Origin of the sequence: Streptomyces sp. NPDC048507, assembly GCF_043199995.1 — a bacterium.
Taxonomy (GTDB): Bacteria; Actinomycetota; Actinomycetes; order Streptomycetales; family Streptomycetaceae; genus Streptomyces.
Window position 1 is genome coordinate 154,014 of sequence record NZ_JBICWZ010000009.1, and the last position, 19,471, is coordinate 173,484.

Annotated in this window: 20 protein-coding genes; 11 read left to right on the forward strand and 9 right to left on the reverse strand. The window is 74.8% G+C overall.

Annotated features, from left to right (window positions below; genetic code table 11):
• The first annotated feature begins 20 nt into the window (after positions 1 to 20).
• On the forward strand, positions 21 to 668 hold the full coding sequence (locus ACGFXC_RS24700; protein ID WP_393716172.1) for a TetR/AcrR family transcriptional regulator: 648 nt from the start codon (positions 21 to 23) through the stop codon (positions 666 to 668).
• On the opposite strand, the gene ACGFXC_RS24705 is transcribed toward ACGFXC_RS24700, so the two are convergent.
• Positions 634 to 2,034 (reverse strand): NADP-dependent succinic semialdehyde dehydrogenase, encoded by a 1,401-nt coding sequence (locus ACGFXC_RS24705; RefSeq protein WP_393716174.1) that lies wholly within the window; start codon positions 2,032 to 2,034, stop codon positions 634 to 636. The two genes, ACGFXC_RS24700 and ACGFXC_RS24705, sit on opposite strands and share 35 nt — an antisense overlap.
• A gap of 173 nt (positions 2,035 to 2,207) precedes the next feature.
• On the opposite strand from ACGFXC_RS24705, the gene ACGFXC_RS24710 reads away from it, so the two are divergent.
• Positions 2,208 to 2,783 carry a hypothetical protein gene (locus ACGFXC_RS24710; RefSeq protein WP_393716176.1) on the forward strand — a complete coding sequence of 192 codons (576 nt, stop codon included), beginning with the start codon at positions 2,208 to 2,210 and terminating at the stop codon, positions 2,781 to 2,783.
• 131 nt (positions 2,784 to 2,914) lie between these two features.
• On the opposite strand, the gene ACGFXC_RS24715 is transcribed toward ACGFXC_RS24710, so the two are convergent.
• The gene (locus ACGFXC_RS24715) at positions 2,915 to 3,703 is read right to left on the reverse strand and encodes a LysR family substrate-binding domain-containing protein (RefSeq protein ID WP_393716178.1); all 789 of its coding nucleotides are present in this window, start codon (positions 3,701 to 3,703) and stop codon (positions 2,915 to 2,917) included.
• 58 nt (positions 3,704 to 3,761) lie between these two features.
• On the opposite strand from ACGFXC_RS24715, the gene ACGFXC_RS24720 reads away from it, so the two are divergent.
• From ACGFXC_RS24720 to ACGFXC_RS24740, 5 genes are all read left to right on the forward strand, one after another.
• Positions 3,762 to 4,166 (forward strand): DUF5997 family protein, encoded by a 405-nt coding sequence (locus ACGFXC_RS24720; protein WP_393716180.1) that lies wholly within the window; start codon positions 3,762 to 3,764, stop codon positions 4,164 to 4,166.
• A 92-nt stretch (positions 4,167 to 4,258) separates the two neighbouring features.
• Entirely contained in the window at positions 4,259 to 4,858 is a 600-nt protein-coding gene (locus ACGFXC_RS24725) for a DinB family protein (protein ID WP_393716182.1), read from the forward strand.
• A 233-nt stretch (positions 4,859 to 5,091) separates the two neighbouring features.
• Complete coding sequence (locus ACGFXC_RS24730; RefSeq protein ID WP_393716183.1) at positions 5,092 to 6,012, forward strand: ion transporter; 921 nt, start codon at positions 5,092 to 5,094, stop codon at positions 6,010 to 6,012.
• Between the two features lie 93 nt (positions 6,013 to 6,105).
• Complete coding sequence (locus ACGFXC_RS24735) at positions 6,106 to 6,843, forward strand: molybdopterin-dependent oxidoreductase (RefSeq protein ID WP_393716185.1); 738 nt, start codon at positions 6,106 to 6,108, stop codon at positions 6,841 to 6,843.
• Positions 6,827 to 7,438 (forward strand): cytochrome b/b6 domain-containing protein, encoded by a 612-nt coding sequence (locus ACGFXC_RS24740; RefSeq protein ID WP_393716186.1) that lies wholly within the window; start codon positions 6,827 to 6,829, stop codon positions 7,436 to 7,438. Before ACGFXC_RS24735 ends, ACGFXC_RS24740 begins: the two co-directional genes overlap by 17 nt.
• 83 nt (positions 7,439 to 7,521) lie before the next feature.
• Here ACGFXC_RS24740 and ACGFXC_RS24745 read toward each other — a convergent pair whose 3' ends face one another.
• The 6 genes from ACGFXC_RS24745 to ACGFXC_RS24770 all read right to left on the reverse strand — a co-directional run bounded on the left by ACGFXC_RS24745 (position 7,522) and on the right by ACGFXC_RS24770 (position 14,309).
• Positions 7,522 to 9,090, reverse strand: a complete 1,569-nt coding sequence (locus tag ACGFXC_RS24745) for a hypothetical protein (RefSeq protein WP_393716188.1) — start codon at positions 9,088 to 9,090, stop codon at positions 7,522 to 7,524.
• Between the two features lie 140 nt (positions 9,091 to 9,230).
• Positions 9,231 to 9,899 carry an ABC transporter ATP-binding protein gene (locus ACGFXC_RS24750; protein ID WP_393716190.1) on the reverse strand — a complete coding sequence of 223 codons (669 nt, stop codon included), beginning with the start codon at positions 9,897 to 9,899 and terminating at the stop codon, positions 9,231 to 9,233.
• Positions 9,892 to 10,788, reverse strand: a complete 897-nt coding sequence (locus ACGFXC_RS24755) for an ABC transporter ATP-binding protein (protein ID WP_393716382.1) — start codon at positions 10,786 to 10,788, stop codon at positions 9,892 to 9,894. The genes ACGFXC_RS24750 and ACGFXC_RS24755 overlap by 8 nt, the downstream gene beginning before the upstream one ends.
• A 65-nt stretch (positions 10,789 to 10,853) precedes the next feature.
• A complete protein-coding gene (locus ACGFXC_RS24760) occupies positions 10,854 to 11,735 on the reverse strand; it encodes an ABC transporter permease (RefSeq protein WP_393716192.1) in 882 nt (293 codons plus the stop codon).
• Positions 11,728 to 12,684, reverse strand: coding sequence for an ABC transporter permease (locus ACGFXC_RS24765; protein ID WP_393716384.1), 957 nt, complete (start codon positions 12,682 to 12,684; stop codon positions 11,728 to 11,730). Before ACGFXC_RS24765 ends, ACGFXC_RS24760 begins: the two co-directional genes overlap by 8 nt.
• A 32-nt stretch (positions 12,685 to 12,716) precedes the next feature.
• The gene (locus ACGFXC_RS24770; RefSeq protein ID WP_393716194.1) at positions 12,717 to 14,309 is read right to left on the reverse strand and encodes an ABC transporter substrate-binding protein; all 1,593 of its coding nucleotides are present in this window, start codon (positions 14,307 to 14,309) and stop codon (positions 12,717 to 12,719) included.
• Positions 14,310 to 14,539: 230 nt separating this feature from the next.
• Between ACGFXC_RS24770 and ACGFXC_RS24775 the strand changes: the two genes are divergently transcribed.
• Together ACGFXC_RS24775 and ACGFXC_RS24780 are read left to right on the forward strand one after the other, a co-directional pair.
• A complete protein-coding gene (locus ACGFXC_RS24775) occupies positions 14,540 to 15,508 on the forward strand; it encodes a fibronectin type III domain-containing protein (protein WP_393716196.1) in 969 nt (322 codons plus the stop codon).
• 159 nt (positions 15,509 to 15,667) lie between these two features.
• Positions 15,668 to 17,689: an ATP-binding protein gene (locus ACGFXC_RS24780; protein WP_393716198.1), complete on the forward strand. Its 2,022-nt coding sequence runs from the start codon at positions 15,668 to 15,670 to the stop codon at positions 17,687 to 17,689.
• Positions 17,690 to 17,836: 147 nt separating this feature from the next.
• Here ACGFXC_RS24780 and ACGFXC_RS24785 read toward each other — a convergent pair whose 3' ends face one another.
• The gene (locus ACGFXC_RS24785) at positions 17,837 to 18,022 is read right to left on the reverse strand and encodes a DUF5999 family protein (protein WP_356877810.1); all 186 of its coding nucleotides are present in this window, start codon (positions 18,020 to 18,022) and stop codon (positions 17,837 to 17,839) included.
• A 155-nt stretch (positions 18,023 to 18,177) separates the two neighbouring features.
• On the opposite strand from ACGFXC_RS24785, the gene ACGFXC_RS24790 reads away from it, so the two are divergent.
• Both ACGFXC_RS24790 and ACGFXC_RS24795 read left to right on the forward strand, forming a co-directional pair.
• Positions 18,178 to 18,600 carry an SRPBCC family protein gene (locus ACGFXC_RS24790; protein ID WP_393716200.1) on the forward strand — a complete coding sequence of 141 codons (423 nt, stop codon included), beginning with the start codon at positions 18,178 to 18,180 and terminating at the stop codon, positions 18,598 to 18,600.
• Between the two features lie 62 nt (positions 18,601 to 18,662).
• The gene (locus tag ACGFXC_RS24795) at positions 18,663 to 19,421 is read left to right on the forward strand and encodes a hypothetical protein (protein ID WP_393716202.1); all 759 of its coding nucleotides are present in this window, start codon (positions 18,663 to 18,665) and stop codon (positions 19,419 to 19,421) included.
• The last annotated feature ends 50 nt before the right edge of the window (positions 19,422 to 19,471 follow it).

Genomic DNA, 19,471 nt, shown 5'->3' on the forward strand with positions numbered 1-19,471 from the left:
AGCCACCAGGAAGGATCCCCATGGCCCGGATGCCCTCGGCCGAGCGGCGCCGCCAGCTGACCGAGGCGGCGATCCGGGCGATGACCCGCGACGGCGTCGCCCGGACCACGACCCGCTCGATCGCGGCCGAGGCGGGCGTGTCCCTGAGCGTCTTCCACTACTGCTTCGCGTCCAAGCAGGCCCTGCTCGAATCCGTCATCGAGGCGATCACCGCCCACTACGTCACGGTGGTCAGGCAGGCCCTCAGGCCGCGCGCCACCGTGCGCGAGACCGTCCGGGCGGGCTTTGGGGCGTACTGGGACCACGTCCGCGAACGGCCCGGCGAGCACATGCTGACCTACGAGCTCACCCAGTACGCCCTGCGCCAGCCCGGCTTCGAGCACCTCGCGCGCCGCCAGTACGAGCTGTACTGCGAGACGTTCGGGGAGCTGCTGTCCCAGCTGGCGCGGGAGATGGACCTCGAACTGCGCGTCCCGGTCCCGGTGCTGGCCCGCTACCTGGCCGCCATGACCGACGGGCTGACCCTCAACGTCCTCGTCCTCGGGGACGCCAGGGGCACGGCCGGGCTCCTCGACATGGTCACCGAGCACGTCGCCGCCCTGATGGAGCCGGCCGCGGCGGACCGGCGGCCGCTCAACTCGGATCCGCTGCCCGCCACACCGTGGTGACGTTGCAGAACTCGCGGATGCCGTGCCCGGACAGCTCCCGCCCGTACCCCGAGCGCTTGACCCCGCCGAAGGGCAGCGCGGGGTGGGAGGCGGTCATGCCGTTGAAGAAGATCCCGCCGGCTTGCAGGTCGCGCGCGAAGCGTTCGGTTTCGGCCTCGTCGCGGGTCCAGACGTTGGAACTGAGGCCGAAGGGCGTGTGGTTGGCCCGCTCGACGGCCGCGTCCAGGTCCGCCACCCGGTAGAGGGTGGCGACGGGGCCGAAGGTCTCCTCCTGGTCGATCCGCATGTCCTCGGTGACGTCGGCCAGGACGGTGGGGGCGTAGAACCAGCCGCCCGGATGGCCGGACGGGCGCCCGCCCCCGCACAGCACGGTGGCCCCCTTGGCCACGGCGTCGCGGACGAGTTCCTCCACGTCGGCCCGGCCGGCCTCGGTGGCCAGCGGGCCGACGTCGGTGGATTCGAGCATCGGATCGCCCACCGTGAGCGACTGCATCCCGGCCGTGAAGAGCCGGGCGAACTCGTCGTAGACCTCGGTGTGGACGATGAACCGCTTGGCGGCGATGCAGGACTGGCCGTTGTTCTGCACCCGGGCGGTCACCGCCGTGCGGGCCGCGCGGGCGACGTCCGCCGAGGGCATGACCACGTACGGGTCGCTGCCGCCCAGCTCCAGCACCGTCTTCTTGACCTCGTCCCCGGCGACGGAGGCGACCGCCCGCCCGGCGGGCTCGCTGCCGGTCAGCGTGGCCGCCGCCACCCGCGGGTCGCGCAGGACGGCCTCGACGGCGCGCGAGCCGATGAGCAGGGTCTGGAAGCAGCCGCGCGCAAACCCGGCCCGGTGGAAGAGGTCACCGAGGTAGAGGGCCGTCCGGGGGACGTTCGAGGAGTGCTTGAGCAGGCCCACGTTGCCCGCCATCAGGGCGGGCGCGGCGAACCGGACGACCTGCCAGAGCGGGAAGTTCCACGGCATCACGGCGAGCACGACGCCCAGCGGCCGGTAGTGGACCCGCACGCCCGAGGCGCCCGCGTCGCGCACGTCGTCGGGGGCCGGCTGCTCGTCGGCGAGGAGGGACTCCGCGTGGGCGGCGTACCAGCGCATCGCCTTCACGCACTTGGCGGCCTCGGCGCGGGCCGCCGTCAGCGGCTTGCCCATCTCGGTGGTCATCGTGCGCGCGATGTCCTCCGTCTCGGCCTCCAGGAGGGCGGCCGCACGGGTGAGCAGTGCGGAGCGTTCGGCGAAGGTGGTGAGCCGGTGGGCGGCGGCGGCGCGCGCGGCCTCCGCCAGGGCGCGCTCGACGCCGGCGGCGTCGAGCTCGTCGTAGGTGCTCAGCGTCTGGCCTGTCGTGGGGTTCACGGTGGCGATGGGCATGGTGGGGCCTTCCTGCGAGGTAACCGCCCCACCGACCCTGCCCCCGGGCCCGCCGCCGCGCAACGCGTGGGACGGGAGCCGGGGCCGGGACGGATCCGCTCCCGGCCCGTTCCGGTCGCACAATGGGTGCAGGGCCCCCGGCCCGGGCGAGGACGGCGGGAGGCACGTACCCGGTGGACGATCAGGAACGCGATGCGGAGCGGGAGCGGCGGCAGTGGGCGGCGGCGCTCGTGGCGGGCCTCGGCGCGGCCGAGGACATCGAGCGGACGCTCGCCGCCGCCCTCGATCCGCGCCCCGACCTGAGCGCCGAGAACGGCGTCCGGCGCGCCCGGGCCGTCCACGCGGCCGCGCTGGGCTTCGGTCCGGCCGGCTGCGCGGCGGCCGCCGGGATCCCGGAGGCGATGCTGGCGCGCTGGCGCGTCCGGGACCCGGCCTTCGACGGGGCGCTCACCGCCGCGTCCGCGCTGGGCCCGGCACACCAGGCCGGCGGGATCGGCGGCTTCGGGCTCCGCCTGCTGCTCCAGGCCGTGGCCGGCGGCGTGCGCGCGAGCAGCGCCGCCGCGATGGCCGGGCTGCGCCCGGACCAGCTGCTGCGGCTGCGCCGGGCCAACCCGCAGGTGTCGGCGCTGCTCGACGCGGCCGTCCGGCAGGCCCGCGGCCGGCGCGGCAAGGACCGCGGGACACGGCCCGGCCACTCCTACCGGCTGGTACAGGTCCCCGACGCCGGACCCCGTAAGCCGCCCGGCTGAGGAGACAGGGGGGACGGGGGCCGGGTCCGGGAGCGGGCCCGGCGCCGGACGGGGAACGGGCGCCGGACGGGCAACCGGCCAGGCCGGCGAACCGGCGCCGGACGGGTGACCGGCTACGGACGGGTGACCGGCTACGGGCGGCGGCGCGGCTTGCCGCGGTTTCCGGCCTTCGGGGCCGCCGAGCCGCCCCGGGCGTTCTTGCCGGTGGGCTTGCCGCCGCCCTTGGCGCCCGCCTTGCCACCCCCGGACTTCCCGGCGCCCGCCTTGCCCGCGGCGGCCTTGCGCTGCTTGGGCTGGGGCGGCGTCGGCGGACGGCCGCGGGTGCTGTTCACCGTCCGGCCCCGGACGATGCCGATGAACTCCTCCACCAGGTCGGTGGTCCGCTCCTCGGGCCAGGACAGCGCAATGCGGGACGCGGGGGCGTCCGTGACCGTCCGGTAGGTGAGGTCCTTGCGGTGGTGCAGCCGGGCCAGCGACTGCGGGACGAGGAGGACCCCGATGCCCGCCGCCACCAGCTCGATCGCGTCCGCCGTGGTGGCGGGGCGCTCGAAGGCGGGCCGCCCCGGCGGGGTCTCCCAGCCGAGGACGTCGTCGAGGGGGTGCAGCACGATCTCGTCGGCCAGGTCCTCGGTGGACACCTCTTCCACGGCGGCCACCAGGTGGTCCTTCGGGACGACCACCACGGTGGTCTCGGTGTACAGGGGGATCGCGCTGAGGTCCGTACCGTCCACGGGCAGCCGCACGAAGCCGGCGTCGGCCTCACGGGCGCGCAGCGCGCCGAACGCCTCGGTGGCGCTCACGCCCACGAGGGCCAGCGGGACGTCGGGCAGCCGCTCGTTCCAGATCCGCACCCACTTCGTGGGCGTCACTCCCGGGACATAGGCGAGCCGGAACGAAGGGGGTACATCCGAGCCTGTCACTCCGCCAGGTTACCGGTCGTGGTCGGAGGTAGCGCACACGCTCGATACCCTTGACCCCATGACGTCGCACCAGAGCACCCAGACGATGAAGCCCGCCACCGCGGCGAAGAAGCTGGGTGTGTACCTCGAAGCCACCCCCGCAGAGTTCCAGGAGGGTGTGGTTTCGCGCTCCGAGCTGAACGCACTCCAGTCCGAGCCGCCCGCCTGGCTGGTGGAACTGCGCCGCAACGGCCCCCACCCGCGGCCCGTCGTGGCGGCCAAGCTCGGCGTCTCCATCGCCGGTCTCGCCCGCGGCGGGGTCACCGAGGCCCTGACCACGGAGCAGATCGAGGCCATCAAGCAGGACGACCCGGAGTGGCTGCAGAAGGAGCGCGCCACCCAGGCCGACGTCCGCAAGGAAGCCGTGCGCATCAAGGAGAAGAACGCGCAGAAGGCCCAGAGGCAGGCCGACGACCCCCGCTAGTCCTCACCGCCGGTCCACCGCGCGGACCACTTCGTCCGGTCCGCATCGTGAAATTCCGTGGGCGCCGGGGGCACGGTCGCCAGACTGGCCGGATGATCACATCCGACCCCAAGGAAGACCTCCACGTCTACCTCCGGGACGCCCGTGACGTCCTGCTCTGGAAGCTCGAAGGGCTCTCGGAGTACGACGTCCGCCGTCCCGTCACCCCGAGCGGCACCAATCTGCTCGGGCTGGTCAAGCACGCGACCGGCGCCGAGGCCATGTACTTCGGCGCGACCTTCGGGCGCCCCTTCGACGCCCCGGGGCTGTGGATCACCGGGGACGCCGAGCCCAACGCGGACCTGTGGGTCACGCCCGACGAGACCCGTGAGCGGGTCGTCGGGCTCTACCGGGCCGCCTGCGCCCACTCCGACGAGACCATCGCCGCGCTGGACCTGGAGCACGTCGGCCGGGTCGGCTGGGGCGACCGCGCCGAGGTGAGCCTCCACCGCAGCCTCGTCCACATGATCGCCGAGACCGGCCGGCACGCCGGGCACGCCGACCTCGTACGGGAGCTCGTCGACGGCCGGACGGGCCTGCGCCCCGGTGCCGAGAGCCTGCCGGACGGGGACGCGGCGTGGTGGCGGGAGCACCGGGCCCGGGTGGAACGGGCGGCCCGGGAGGCCGGACGCGCCGACGGGTCGGCCCCCTGACGGCAGCCCCAGCGGCCCCACGGCCCCCGCCCCCGACCCGCGATCCCGGCGTCCGGCCGCCTCCGCCGGCCCGGGCGGGCACCTCCCGTTCACGCTGCGTGCCCCCGCTCGCCGCCGCCCGGCCCTCCTCGCCCCCGCTCCGTACCGCCACCGCCCCGCCGCGCTGAAACCCGTCCGGCCGTGGGGCGTTAGAAGGGCGGATACGAGTGCCACGAGCGAGTACGAGGAGCGAGATGACGGACCCCAAGCAGGCCGGAACCGGCCGCGGGAGACTGGCGGCCCACTGCCGGCGCATCACCGACGACCCGTCGTTCGGGATGGCCGTCTTCGTCGTGATCCTGCTCAACGCGGGGCTGATGGGGGCGGAGACCTACAGCGGGCTGGCCGCGGCGCACCGCCAGGTGCTGCAACTGGCGGAGGAGGCCTGCCTGACCCTGTTCACGCTGGAGATGCTGCTGCGCCTGGGGGCGTTCGCGGACCGGCCGAAAGCATTCTTCCGGGACCCCTGGAACATCTTCGACCTACTGATCGTCGCCTCGGCGTTCCTGCCGTTCCTGCGCGAGAACACCACCGTGCTGCGGCTGCTGCGGCTGGCGCGCGTGCTGCGCACCGCCCGTTTCCTGCCCCACCTGCGGATCCTGCTGATCGCGGTCGGGCGCAGCCTGCCGGGCACCGCGAGCTTCCTGTTCGTGGGCGCGCTGGTGGTGTACGTGTACGCGATGGTCGGCTGGGTCTGCTTCGCACAGTCCGACCCCCAGCACTACGGGTCGATCGGGCGGGCCGCGCTCACCCTGTTCCTGCTCACCACCCTGGACGGGCTGACCGATGCCGTCCGGGCGGGGCTGGAGATCTCCCGGTTCAGCATCATCTACTACGCCTCCTACGCGCTGCTCGCCTCCTTCGTGCTGGTCAACGTCCTGATCGGGGTGGTGCTCAACTCCCTCGACGAGGCGCGGGAGATGGAGGAGGCCGAGGCCCGGGCCCGGGAGCGGGCGGCACGGGACACGGACCCGGCCGACGAGGTCCGGGAGCGGATCGTCGCCGCCCGGCTGGCGCTGGACGACCTGGAGGCGAGCCTCGCCCACGTCCGGCCGGAGCCCGCGCCGGAGCCTCCGGGCCGGGGGCCGGAGCGGCAGCTCGAATCCGCGGTGTAGCCGGCCCGGCCCGCGGCGCCCGGAATGTGACGGAAGTCTGACGGGCCGCCGTCCGCCCTGGTGCCGGGGCGCCGGTGGTGGTCGAATCGGCGGGTGAGCACAGACACGCGTACGGAGGATCCCGACGGGCACGGCGCCCCCGTCGGGCGCCGGCTGGTCCTGGGCACGGTGGCGCTCGGCGCGGCCGCGCTGGTGGCCGCGCCCGCGCTGCGCCGGGCGGTGGAGAGCGGGCTCGGCGCCGCCGCGGGCAAGGATCCGACCGGCCTGACCGGGCTGCTGCCGAACGGCGGCGGGTTCCGGTACTACTCGGTCGCCGCGTCCGTCCCCCGGCGCGGTCCGGCCGACTACCGGCTCACCGTCGACGGCCTGGTGGACCGGCCCGCGACGTACGACCTGGACGCCCTGCGGCGGCTCCCGCAGACCCGGGTGGTGCGCGACGTGCAGTGCGTCACCGGCTGGCGGGTGCCCGGCACCCCCTTCGAGGGGGTGCCGGTGGCGCGGCTGCTGGACGCGGCCGGGGTGCGGCCTGAGGGCCGGGCGATCCGCTTCAGCTGCTTCGACGGCACCTATACGGAGAGCCTGACGCTGCCGCAGGCGCGGCGCGAGGACGTCATGGTGGCGCTGCGGATGCGGGACGAGCCGCTGGGGCACGACCACGGCGGCCCGGCCCGGCTGTACGTCGCGCCGATGTACTTCTACAAGTCGGCCAAATGGCTGTCGGGCATCACCGTCACCGACGGGGTGGAGCCGGGCTACTGGGAGCGCCTCGGCTACGACGTCGACGCCTGGGTCGGCCGTTCGAACGGACGTGACGATGCCCCCACGGTCTGAACTCCCGCCCCGCGTACGCCGCTTCAGCGGGGCCGAGCGCTGGGTCCACCGCGCGACGGCCGTCCTCGCGGGGGTGTGCGCGGGATCGGCCGCCACCCTGTACCTGCCGCCGCTCGCGGAGCTCGTCGGGCGCCGGCACCTGGTGGTCACCGTCCACACCTGGTCGGGGCTGCTGCTCCTGGTGCCGTTCCTGCTGGGGCTGCTCTCGCGCGCCTTCCGCGCCGATCTGCGGGTGCTGAACCGGTTCGGGGCGCACGACCGGGTCTGGCTGCGGTCGGCCCTGCGGCGCCGCGGGCCGCGGCCGGCCGGCAAGTTCAACGCGGGCCAGAAGGTCTACGCGGCGTGGCTGGCCGGCGCCGTGCTGGTGATGCTGGGGACCGGGCTGCTGATGTGGTTCACGGGTCTCGCGCCGCTGGTGTGGCGGACCGGGGCCACCTTCGTCCACGACTGGCTGGCCCTGGCCCTGGGCCTCGTACTGGCCGGGCACATCGGCAAGGCCCTGGGCGATCCGGAGGCCCGGCGGGGCATGCGCACCGGCTTCGTGGGCCGGTGGTGGGCCGACGCCGAGCATCCGCTGTGGCGGCCCGGGGACTGAGCCGGGCCGCCCCCCGCACCCACCGGTCGGACGGGGGCGGGGCGACGGCCGGGCGACGGCGCGGTCAGCCGTCGCGGACGGGGTCAGCCGCCGTCGCGGACGGCGACGATTCCGTTGAACACGCCGACGTAGGCCGTGCCGTCGGGGCCGAGGGTGATCGGTGCCCAGTTGTTGTCGTACAGCGGGCCGGTGCCGGTCAGCTGCCGCCAGCGGCGCTCGCCGGTGCGGAAGTCCACCGCGGTGAGGTACCAGGCATCGATGCCCCAGACGTTGGGCTCCTTCTCGTAGAAGTAGAGCAGCCCGTTGCCGGTGGAGAGCTTGGGGACGACGGAGGGCGCGCGGACGTTGCTCGTCCAGACGGTGTCGCAGCCGCTGCCGTCGGGGCGCACGTCGATGCGGCTGACGCCGCCGGTGACGGACTTGCCGAGCAGCAGCGAGGTGGGGTTCTCGTAGCCGTAGTTGTTCTCGACGACGATGCTGTTGCCCCAGGTGATCAGCGAGTTGTCGGTGGTCGAGGCGCCGGAGCCGAAGACGGGCACCTTGCAGACCAGCCGCCGGTCGGCGGGCACGTCGTTGCCCCGCTTGTAGACCAGGACGTTCATGCGGTCGTCGGCGTTGTCGGTGATGGCGACGTAGCCGTTGCCGAACAGGTCCGGGGTGGTGCCCGAACCCTGGTTCACGGAGCCGGGCTTGGTGCCGGTCCCGCGGTCGTAGGTCTGGCGCCACTGGGCCTGGGGGGTGCCGTCGGCGGTGGCGCGGAAGCTGTAGAGCGCGTGATCGGTGACGATGGAGACCCCGTCCTCGGCGACCGAGAAGGAGTTCTGGATCTCCTCGCCGGCGAGCCGGACGGAGCGGATCGCGCCCGTGTCCGGGTCGACGGTGCCGACGCGGCCCTGGCGGGTGACCCACCAGATGCGGCCGTCCCAGTCGGGCATCACGGAGGTGACGGGGTCGCAGGTGCCGCTGGGCCACAGGTTGGTCCAGCTGACGCAGTCGTGCGGGACCTGGCCGGTGAGGTCCCAGTCGTCGTCGACGGTGAACTTCCAGCTGCCGTCCGGGTTCTGGCTGTGCGCCAGGCGCAGGACGTGCTGGCGGGAGTCGGCCAGCACGGCGCGGTCCTGGTCGTCCAGGTAGAAGTAGGCGCCGCCCGAGGTGTCCTTGAAGATCTTCGCGAAGTCGAGCGAGGTGATCGCCTCGACCGTCGAAGAACGCTGCGGGAGCTGGTACTCCGCGAGCGTGGCGAGCGTACGGGGCTCCAGGAGCTTGACCTTGAAGCCGGAGAAGGTGCCGCAGACGGTGACCAGGCGGCCGCCCGCGTCGAAGGTGGCGGTGGCGCACTCGCCACCGAGGGCGGCGATCTTCTCGCTGCTGACCTGCGGGTTCTTGCCCAGCGGGCCGGACCACGGCGAGGTGGCGCTGCCGGCCGCGTCGGAGTGCATGCCGCTGCGGCCGTTGGGCGCGAGGTGGGGGTGCTGCGGCGGGGCTTCGCCGGGCAGCGGCGCGGCGGCGGCCGGGGCGCCGTCGTAGTGGCTGACCAGGCGGTGGCCGGGAGCCTTGGGGATCTCCTCGGCCTGGGCCGGGGCGATCCCGTACATCACCGTGAGTGCGGCGAGGGCGGGGACCACGGCGCAGTTCAGCGCTCTTCGTAACATCCGGGCATCCTCCTTGTCCTGTGGATCGTCGTTGGGGTCTGCTGACAATGTGTGTCATCGCGCCGCCGCCAGACGCTAGATCGCGCCGCCCGAGGAGTCCATGGAAGCGCCGGATGATTCACGAAGGCGCAACAAGCCGATCATCCGGCGCCGTGGCCGGTGACCTCCTGCCAGTGCAGGGTGCGGTCGCACCAGCGGCCCAGCAGCACCGGGTCGTGGCCGACGGCGAGCAGTCCGGCGCCGGTCGCGGCCCGGTACTCCTCGACGACGCCGACCAGGGCGGCCGTGGTGGAGGCGTCGAGCATCGCGGTCATCTCGTCGCAGACCAGCCAGCGCGGCCGCAGCACCAGCGCCCGGGCCAGGCAGGCGCGTTGCAGCTGCCCGTCGCTCACCTCGTGCGGCCGCCGGGCGAGCAGGTCCGGGCCGAGGCCGACCCGGTCCGCGAGCTCCGGCACCGCGCCGGCCACGGCGGTACGACGGCCCGTGGCGCGCAACGGTTCGGCGACGAGGTCGTAGAGCCGCAGGCGGGGGTCGGCCGAGAGCCGGGGCTGCTGGAAGACGACTCCGACCTGCGTGCGCAGGGAGCGCGGCGCCCGGTGCCTGAAGCCGGTCACCGCGCGGCCGTCCACGCGCACGCTCCCCCGGTCGGGCCGGTGCAGCAGGGCCGCCACGCGGGCCAGGGTGGACTTGCCGCAGCCGCTGGGCCCGAGCAGCCCGAGGGCCTCGCCCGGGCGCAGCGCGAGGTGTGCGTCCCGCACGACGGGCTCGCGGGGGTGGTATCCGGCGGTGATGCCCTCCAGCTCAAGCACGGTGGCAGGCCACCCCTTCGGTGAGGGCGGGCCGCACGGTCCGGCAGGTGTCGTCGGCCAGGGCGCAGCGCGCGGCGAAGGCGCAGCCGGGCGGGAGGTTCCCGAGCTCGGGCGGGGTGCCGGGGACGGGGGTGAAGGCGCGTTCGGGCAGGGCGTCGAGCAGGCCCCGGGCGTAGGGGTGGCGGGGGCCGGGCGCGCCGAAGAAGGCGTCGGCGGGCGAGAGCTCCACGATCCGGCCCGCGTACATGACTGCGACGGTGTCGGCGGCGCGGTGGGCGGCGGCGAGGTCGTGGGTGATCATCAGCAGGGCCCGGCCGGCCTCCCCGGTGTGGGCGCGCAGTTCGTCGACGGTGCGCTCGACCAGGTCCCGGTCGAGGCCGGTGGTGGGCTCGTCGGCCAGCAGCAGGGGTGCGTTCCCGACGAGCGCGAGGGCGGTGGCGGCGCGCTGGGCGAGGCCGCCGGAGAGTTCGTGGGGGTGGCGGTCGAGGTGGCCGGCGGGGAACGCGGCACGGGCGGCGGCGGCTTCGGCGGCGGCGCGCAGCCCCGCCTTCCCGCCCGGGGGCGGGGCCAGTTCCCGGACGGTCTCCGCCAGCTGGGAGCGGACGGTGCGGACCGGGGTGAGGTGTGCGGCGGGGCTCTGCGGGACCAGGCCGACGCGGCGGCCCCGTACGGTGCGGGCCAGGGTGCGCTCGTCCGCGGCGAGCAGGTCGAGGCCGTCGGACAGCAGCGCCGATCCGGCCGTCTCGGCGTTGCCGGGGAGCAGTCCGAGCAGGGCGGAGGCGAGGACGGACTTGCCGCAGCCGCTCTCGCCGACGAGGACGAGGCAGGTGCCGGGGCGCAGCCGGAAAGTGGCGTCGGTGACGGCCTCGACGTGGCGTCCGGCCCGCATCCGGAAGCGCACCGAGAGCCCCTCGACGCGCAGCACGTCGGGGGCCTGCGGGGGCGGGGGCGTGTTCACAGGGTCAGCTCCGAGCGACGGCGGGGGTTCTGGCGCTCGCGCCAGGCGCCCGCGAGGCCGGCCAGGGCGAGCGTCGCGGCGATGAGCAGCAGGCCGGGGAAGAGGGTGGGCCACCAGTCGCCGGCGAGCAGCGAACCGCGGCCGCTCTGGACGAGGGTGCCGAGGCTGGCCTGCCGGGCGGGCAGGCCGAGCCCGAGGAAGGAGAGGGCGGACTCGTGCCACATGGCGTGCGGGATCATCAGCACGGCGGCCAGCCCGGCCTGCGGCAGTACCCCGGGGACCAGGTGGCGGACGGCGACCCGCCACCGCGAGGCGCCGCCGGAGACGGCCGCGTCCACGTAGGGGCGGCCGCGCAGGGAGAGCACTTCGGCGCGCACGATCCGGGCCGTGGACAGCCAGTGGGTCAGTGCCACCGAGACCACGACGGGCCAGATGCCGGGCCGGAACAGGGCCACGACGAAGATCCCGAGCAGCAGGTGCGGGATCGAGGACAGGGCGTCGACGGCGCGCATGACGAGCCGGTCGGTCCAGCCGCCCAGGGCGCCTGCGGCGGCGCCCACCGCAGTGCCGAGGACGGTGGCGGCCAGCGCCGCCACGAGGCCGACGAGCAGGGAGACGCGCAGCCCGTAGACGCAGCGCAGGAGCAGGTCGCGGCCGAGGTCGTCGGTGCCGAAGGGGTGGTGCGCGGAGGGCGGCAGCAGCTTCGCGGAGAGGTCGACGGCCTGCTGGTCGAGCTGCGCCAGCGGGGGCACCAGCAGGACGGCGAGGGCGATCACGGTGAGGGCGGCGGCCGAGGCGCGCAGCCGCAGGGTGCGGGTCGAGCGGCGGCCGGAGCCGTGGCGGCGCCAGCGCACCGGGGCGCGGGAGGTGTCAGCCATCGAAGCCCACCCTCGGGTCGGCCAGCCCGTACAGGAGGTCGGACAGCAGGTTCCCGGCCAGTACGGCGGCGGTGGCCAGCACGGTCAGGGCGGCCAGCAGCGGGAAGTCCACCGAGGTGGCGGCCTGGACGGTGGCGGCGGCGATGCCGGGCCAGCTGAACACGGTCTCCACGAGCAGGGCGCCGGTGATCAGTTCGGGCACCCGGGAGCCGATGAGGGTGAGCATCGGGAGCATGCCGGAGCGCAGCCCGTGGCCCAGCAGGACCCGCCGCTCGGCCAGTCCCCGCGCACGGGCCCCGCGTACGGGGTCCTCCGCCAGGGCGTCGGCCACGCCCTGGCGGACGTAGAGGAAGAACCAGGGGAGCTGGGAGATGCCGAGCACGAGCGCGGGCAGCACCAGGTGGCGGGCGACCTGCCCGGCGGTGACGGTGTCGCTGGCGGCGTCGGTGAGGCCGCCGGAGGGCAGTGCGCCGAGGTGTACGGCGAAGAACCAGATGGCGAGCAGTCCGAGCCAGAAGGCGGGGGCCGCTTCCAGGATGTAGGCGAGGGCGGTGGCGCCGCGGTCCAGCGGGCCGCCCGGGCGGCGGGCGGCGAGGACGCCGAGGACGGTGCCGAGCAGGACGGCCACCGCGAAGGCGCAGCAGGCGAGCAGCGCGGACCAGCCCAGCCGGCCGGTGATGACGTCGGTGACGGGCTGGCGCATGACGGAGGAGGTGCCGAGGTCTCCGGTGAGCGCCGAGGTCAGCCACTGCCACCAGCGGGCGACGAGCGGCTGGTCCGCGCCGAGGTTGGCGCGCAGCTGGTCGAGTTCGGCCTGCGAGGCGGTGAGCCCGGCGGTGCCCGCGTAGGCCTTGACGGGGTCGAAGGGGGACAGCGCGGCGACGGCGAAGACGCCGAAGGTGACGACGAGCAGGACGGGGGCGGCGAACAGGGTGCGCCGCCCCGCCATGCGTGCCATCGGCCCCCAGGGGAGGCGGCGGATCACTTCTGCTTCGGCTTCCAGTCCTCGACGTTCCACCAGGGGCCGGAACCCAGGCCGTGGTCGTGGGGTTCGACCTGGGTGCCGGGGCCGTCCCACTTGTCGTTCACGACGTAGAGGTGGTCGATGTGGGTGAGGAAGACGTAGCCGGGGTTCGTGAGGAGCTCGCGCTGCACGGTGTCGTACGCGGCCTTGCGCACGGCCGGGTCCCCGCTCTCGCGGGCGTCGGTCAGGGCCCGGTCGACCGCCGGGTTCTCGTACCGTGCCATGTTGTTGAAGCCGTCGCCGGCGAGGGCGGAGTTCAGCAGCAGGTACTGGTCGAAGTCGGGGTCGGCGGGGGAGCCGCCGCCGGCGAGGACGGCGTCGGTCTTCATGCGGGGTTCGATGACCTCCCACGTCCCGGCCTCCGTCGTGACCTCGATGCCGGCCTTCTTGGCGTCGGATGCGAAGGCGAGGGCGTGGTCCTGGCGGATCTTGTCGCCGGTGGTGTACCAGAGCGGGAAGGCGGCGCGGACGCCGTCCTTGACGCGGATGCCGTCGGCGGCGGGCCGCCAGCCCGCGTCGTCGAGGATCTTCGCGGCCCGGCCGGGGTCGTGCGCGCGCTCGGTGCCGGGCGTGAACCAGGGGCTGTCGGTGGGGACGGGGCCGTAGGCGGCCTTGCCGGCGCCGTCCAGGAGCTTGTCGACCATGGCCCGGCGGTCCACGGCGATGTCGAGGGCCCGGCGGACGGCGGTGTCCCCGGTGACGGGGTGGTCCGTCGGGAGGGTCACGTTGCGGTAGTCGAAGGTCTTCGCGGCGTAGGTGGTGCGGGTCTTGTCCCCGGCGAAGCCCCGGGCCAGGTCGGGGGGCAGGATCGCGGCGTCGAGTTCGCCGGAGCGCAGCCGGGTGGCGCGCACGTCGTCGTCCTTGATGACGGCCATGGTGAACTTCTTCACGGCGGGCTCGCCGCCCCAGTAGGACGGGTTCGCCCTGAAGGTGATCTTCTCGCCCTTGGACCAGCCGGTGAGCAGGTAGGGGCCGGTGCCGATCGGCCGGGTGGTGAACTCCCCGCCGTTGACGTCCTGCCCGGCCGCCACGTGCGCGGGGGCGATGGGCAGGACGGTGCGCTCGGCGAAGGGGGCGTAGGGGTACTTGAGCGTGAAGACGACCCGGTCGGGGCCGTCGGCGGTGACGCTCTCGATCGCGTCGAGCTCGGTCTTGGAGGCGTTGTTGGTGCGCGGGTCGAGGATCGTGCGGTAGGTGAACTCGACGTCCTCGGAGGTGAAGGGCCGCCCGTCGCTGAACTTCACTCCCTGGCGCAGCCGGTAGGTGTAGGTGCGGCCGTCGGCGGAGACCTCGGGGAGGGCCTCGGCGAGCGCGGGCCGGAGCTTCATGTCCGCGTCGTGGGTGAGCAGTCCGTCGAAGATCTTGGAGTTGCCGTCCTTGCCGTAGCCCAGCAGCGGGCTGAGGGTCTCCGGCTCGGTGGCGATGCCGACCACGGCGGAGTCGGCGGCCGTCGCCCCGGGTCCCGAGGGGTTCGAGCAGGCCGTGGCGCCCGTGGTGAGTACGGCGGCGAGCGCGGCCGCGGCCGCTCCCCGTATGGTCCGGGCCGTCATGCTGTGCACATCCCTGTTTACGGTCATCTGTTATTGCAAAGAGATCGCAATGATGCCAGAGGGGAGCAGAAGAAGACGAACCCGGCCACATCACCCCCCGCCCCGGCGCCGTCGGCCCGCCCGCGCCGCCCCGCCGGCCGCAGGGGTCTTGCCCGGCCGGTGCCGTGCGTGCCATATATGTCTAGACCTTTACGCGGCACCCCCGGCCAGGAAGCGCAGGAAGCCACCCCGTGCGACGCACCGCTCCCCCGCGCACCCTCACCGCGGCCCTCGCCCTCTGCCTGGCCCTCGGCGCGCTGGGAGCCGCCTGCGACGAGGGCGACACCCGGCCCCCGCACCCGCCCGGCGGACTCACCGCCCAGGCGGGCAGCGCCACTTCGGTCCACGTCATGTGGCAGTCCGCCGATCCCGCCGACGGGGTCACCGGCTACCAGGTGTTCCAGGCCGGACGGCTGGTCCGCGAACTCCCCGCCGACAAGACGATGGTGGACGTCACCGGACTCACCCCCGGGACCGCCTACGACTTCGGCGTCCGCGCCCGGGACGCCGCCGGGAACCGCTCCGCCCTCGGCTCCCCCGCCCGGGTCACCACCCCGCAGGCCAAGCCCGAGGACCACCAGGCCCCCACCGCGCCGCCCGCCACCACCGGCCGGGCCGAGGGCCCCCGCGGCGTCCGGCTGGAGTGGACCGCCGCGACGGACGACACCGGAGTGACGGCGTACGACGTCTACCAGGGCGGGATCCGGATCCACACCACGGGTCCCGGCGAGCACGGCACCACCCTGACCGGCCTCCAGCCGGGCACCGCCTACTCCTTCACCGTCCGGGCCCGCGACGGAGCCGACAACACCTCACCCGACGGCCCCGCCGTCGCCGTGACCACCCCGCCCGACCCGGCCCGGGGCCCCGGCACCGCACCCGGCGCGTTCACCGCGACCGCCTCCCCGCGCGCGGTCGAGATCACCTGGACCCCGCCGGACACCGGGCGGCCGGTCACCGAGTACCAGCTCTACGTCAACGACCGGCCCGTCACCGACATCCAGTTCGGATCCGGAGCCGTACCCTCCGGCCGGGCCTCCTACCGCCTCGACACGAGCGAGCCGGCCGGGACCGTCTGGACCCTCAAACTCCGCGCCCGGCTGCCCGACGGCAACTGGGGGGCCTTCGGCGAGGAGCGTCGGATCACGCTCGCCGGCTGACCGCCCGGCCCGGTCCGGGCCCGATCGCACGCCGATCCGGCGCGAACGGCATTGCCGCGAAAGAAGATCGCGCACAATACAACCGTGTTCGGTGAGTACTCGGTCAACGACAATCAGGCAGGCTCCGCGGCCGGCGGCCCTGCGCCAGACTCTGGCGCCGTGCCGGGAAACCTGCCGCCCGAAGCGGCGAGCTTCGTCGGCCGGGAGCACGAACTCACCCGGCTGGAAGCTCTGTTGGACGACCGAAGACTGATCACCCTGACCGGGGTGGGCGGCGTGGGCAAATCCCGCCTCGCCCGCCGGGCCGTCGCCCGCGCGGCGGCCCGGCCCGACGGCATCTGGTGGGTGCGCCTCTCGCCGCTGCGCGACCCGCAGTTGCTCACCGCGACCGTCGCCCACGCCGTCGGACTCTCCGACCACTCCGCGCACCCCCTCGACGAGGAACTGTGCGCCTGGATGGCCGACAAGGAGCTCCTGCTCGTCCTCGACACCTGCGAGCACCTCGTCTCCGACGTCCGCCACCTCGCCGCCGAACTCCTGCAGTCCGCACCCGGGCTGACGGTGCTGGCCACCTCCCGCGAGCGGCTCGGCTCCCCCGGCGAGACCGTGCTGGAGGTGCTCCCGCTGCCCTTCGAGGGCCCCGACAGCGACGCCCTGGCCCTCTTCCGGGCCCGCGCCCTGGCCGCCGCCCCGGGCTCCGGAGCCGTCTTCGCCGACCCCGGACGGATCCACGTCGCCGCCGAGGTGTGCCGCCGCCTGGACGGCATCCCGCTCGCCCTGGAGCTGGCCGGCGCCCGGCTGCGGCTCTGGAGCCTGGAGCAGCTGGCGCAGCGGCTCGGCACCCGCTTCGAGGTCCTCACCGACGGCCGGGCCGTGCGGCCGCCCCGGCACCGCACCATGCGCACCGCGATCGGCTGGAGCCACGAGCTGTGCGAACCGGTGGAACGCCTGCTGTGGGCCCGGCTCTCGGTGTTCACCGGCGACTTCGACGTCGCCGCCGCGCGGGCCGTGTGCTCCGGCGGCCCGCTGGCCCCGGCCCGGGTGGAACGCGTCCTGGAGGGGCTCGTCGCCAAGTCCGTCGTACGGCGCTCCGAGGAACGGGGGGCGGGCGCCCGCTACCTGATGCTCGACACCATCCGCGAGTTCGGCCACGACTGGCTCGCGGAACTCGGCGAGGTCCGCACCGTCGCCGACCGGCACGCGCACTGGTACGCCGCCCTCTCCCGGGCTGCCGACCAGGGGTGGATGGGCCCCGGCCAGGTGGACTGGTACCGCAGGATGACCGCCGAGCACGCGCAGCTGCGCACCGCCCTGGAACACCTGCTCACCGCCGACCCAGCCGCGGCCCTGGAGATGGCCGGCGCCCTGTGGTTCTTCTGGTTCGCCTGCGGCCACGTCCACGAGGGCCGGGGCTTCCTGGACCGGGCCCTGGCCGGCGCCCCGCCCGGGGACGCCGCGCACGCCCAGGGGCTGTGGGCGGCCGGGCTGACGATGCTGCTCCAGGGGGACATGGACCGGGCCCAGGAGACCGGCGCCCGCTGCACCCGGGTGGCGGCCGGGCTGGCCGACCCGGAGCCGGAGCTGCGCGCCGCCTACCTGCGGGCGGTCTCGGTCCTGATGCCGGGCGACCCCGAGACGGCGCTCGCGCTGGCCGGGCCCCGGGCCCGGGCGGGACACGGCGGGCGGACCAGCGGGCCGGGCTGGCTGCTGTGCCGGCTGGCCACCGGCTACGCCCTGTGCGACCTCGGACGCTTCGAGGAGGCCGCCGAGGAGGCCCGGGGGCTGCGCGAGTCCTGCGCGGAGCTGGGCGAACGGTGGCTGCGGGCGTACGCGGACTACATCCTGGCCGTCGCGGCGCTGGGGCTCGGGCAGCACGGGGAGGCCGCCCGGCACGTGCGGGCCATGCTCTCCGGCAAGCGGCTGCTGGGCGACCGCTTCGGCATCGCGCTCGGCCTGGACGTGCTCGCCGCGGCCGTGGCCGGGCTGGGCGACGGGGAACTGGCCGCGCGGCTGCTCGGCACCGGGCACGCCTGGTGGCGCACCGTCGGGCGGCCGCAGATGGGCGGCTCGCCCTCGCTGACGGCCCTGCGCGACCAGGGCGAACGGCAGGCGCGGGCGGCGATCGGCGACGCGGCGTACGAAAGCGCGTTCCTGGGCGGTGCGGCGGCGTCCACCGGCTGAGGTGCGGCCGATGGACACCGTAAGCGCTCTGGGGCTCCCGTCAGTACGGGAGGGGTCTGCCCGACGGTGTACGGAGGTCCAGGTCTCGGGGGGCGGGCTTGGGGACGGGCTTGCGGATCAGCTGCTGGCGCATGCTGCCTCCTCGGCTCAGACCAGGGCCGGCCGACGGGGTTCCACCGTCCGGCCTTCGGGGAGCAGTTCACCGGTGTCGTCGAACACCACCACGCCGTTGCAGAGCAGGCTCCACCCCTGTTCGGGGTGGGAGGCCACGGTGCGGGCAGCGTCGTGGTCGGCGCTGTCGGCGGGCGGGCAGGGGGGCTGGTGGGAGCACATGGCGCACCTCCTCGCAGTGTGGGGCGGGAGGGCCGGTGGTCACCCGGTCGAATCCGCGATCCACGGTGGCGGTGAGTATTACTGATCGCCACCCCCGGACGGAACCCATATTCGAGGTCCAGTTCAGGGTGTGTATGCCCGCTTACCATGCGCTCATGCCCGTCATCCGGATCATTCGCCGCAGTCCCCTCCCCCCGGCCGAGGCATGGCGGCGGGTGACGGACTGGGAACGGCACGGCGCACAGGTCCCGCTCACCCGGACGATCATCGAAACACCGCCGCCGACGGCCAGCGGAACGCGCTTCACGGCGCGCACGGGCGTGGGCAGGATCACCTTCGACGACCCCATGGAGATCGTGCGCTGGGACCCGCCGCGCCTGGTCCGGCTGGAGAAGCGCGGCCGGATCGTGACGGGGTGGGCGGAGATCGAGATCCGCGCCGCCGCCGACGGGGGCTCGGAGGTGCACTGGCGCGAGGAACTGCGCCTGAGCGCCCTCCCGCGCTTCCTGGACCCCCTGACGGCCCGGGCGGGCCGGGTCCTGTTCGGGCACGCCCTCACCCGCCTGCTGCGCGCCTGAGCCCCCCGGCTAGGGTGCCGCGTGACCGCCGCACGACGATCACCGCGCACCAGGAGGCCGCCGTGGCCACACCGCCGCCGCAGGGGCCGTACGCCGACCCGCGGGCGCGGGGGCCGTACGTCCCGCCGCAGGCACCCGGCGGGACGTACGGACCGCCGGGGCCGCAGCCGGGCGGGTACGTCCATCCGTACCCGCCCGGCGCGGGGGGCTGCCGGGTGTGCGGGGCGGTGCCCGCGGCTCCCGCCACGGTCCGGGGCCACCAGGGCCTGATCGTGCTGATGCGCTTCCTGAGTGCCCCGGGGCCGTTCTGCCGCGACTGCGGTACCTCGACCTGGCGGCGGATGTCCGCCGACACCCTGTGGCAGGGCTGGTGGGGTCCGCTGTCGCTGTTCGTCACCCCGGTGACCCTGCTCCTGAACCTCGGCCCGCGCGCGGCCTTCCGCCGGCTCGGCCCGCCGGCGGGCGGCTTCCGGCCCCCGCTGGATCCGGGGCGGCCGCTGTGGCGGCGGCCGGCCGCGCTGCTCTTCCTCGTCCCGGCGGTGCTCCTCCCCCTCGCCGTCGCGGCGCTCCTGGTGATCGGCCTGGTGGCCGGGGACGAGGAGCGCGCGGCGGACACGCTGGCCCCGGGGCAGTGCGTTCGCAACGCGGGCGACTGGCACGAGCAGGACCTGCGGGTGGTGCCGTGCGGCGCGGCGTCGGCCGAGCTGCGCGTCACGCGGCTGCTGGAGCCCGGGGCGACCTGCGCGGACGGGGAGTTCTACGCGGACCTGAAGTACGGCCCGGGCGGCGTGCGCACCAACTGCCTCGCCCCCGTGCGCTGAGCGCGCGCACGCCGAGGAGGGGCGGGGCCGCCCGGCCCCGCCCCCGCCGC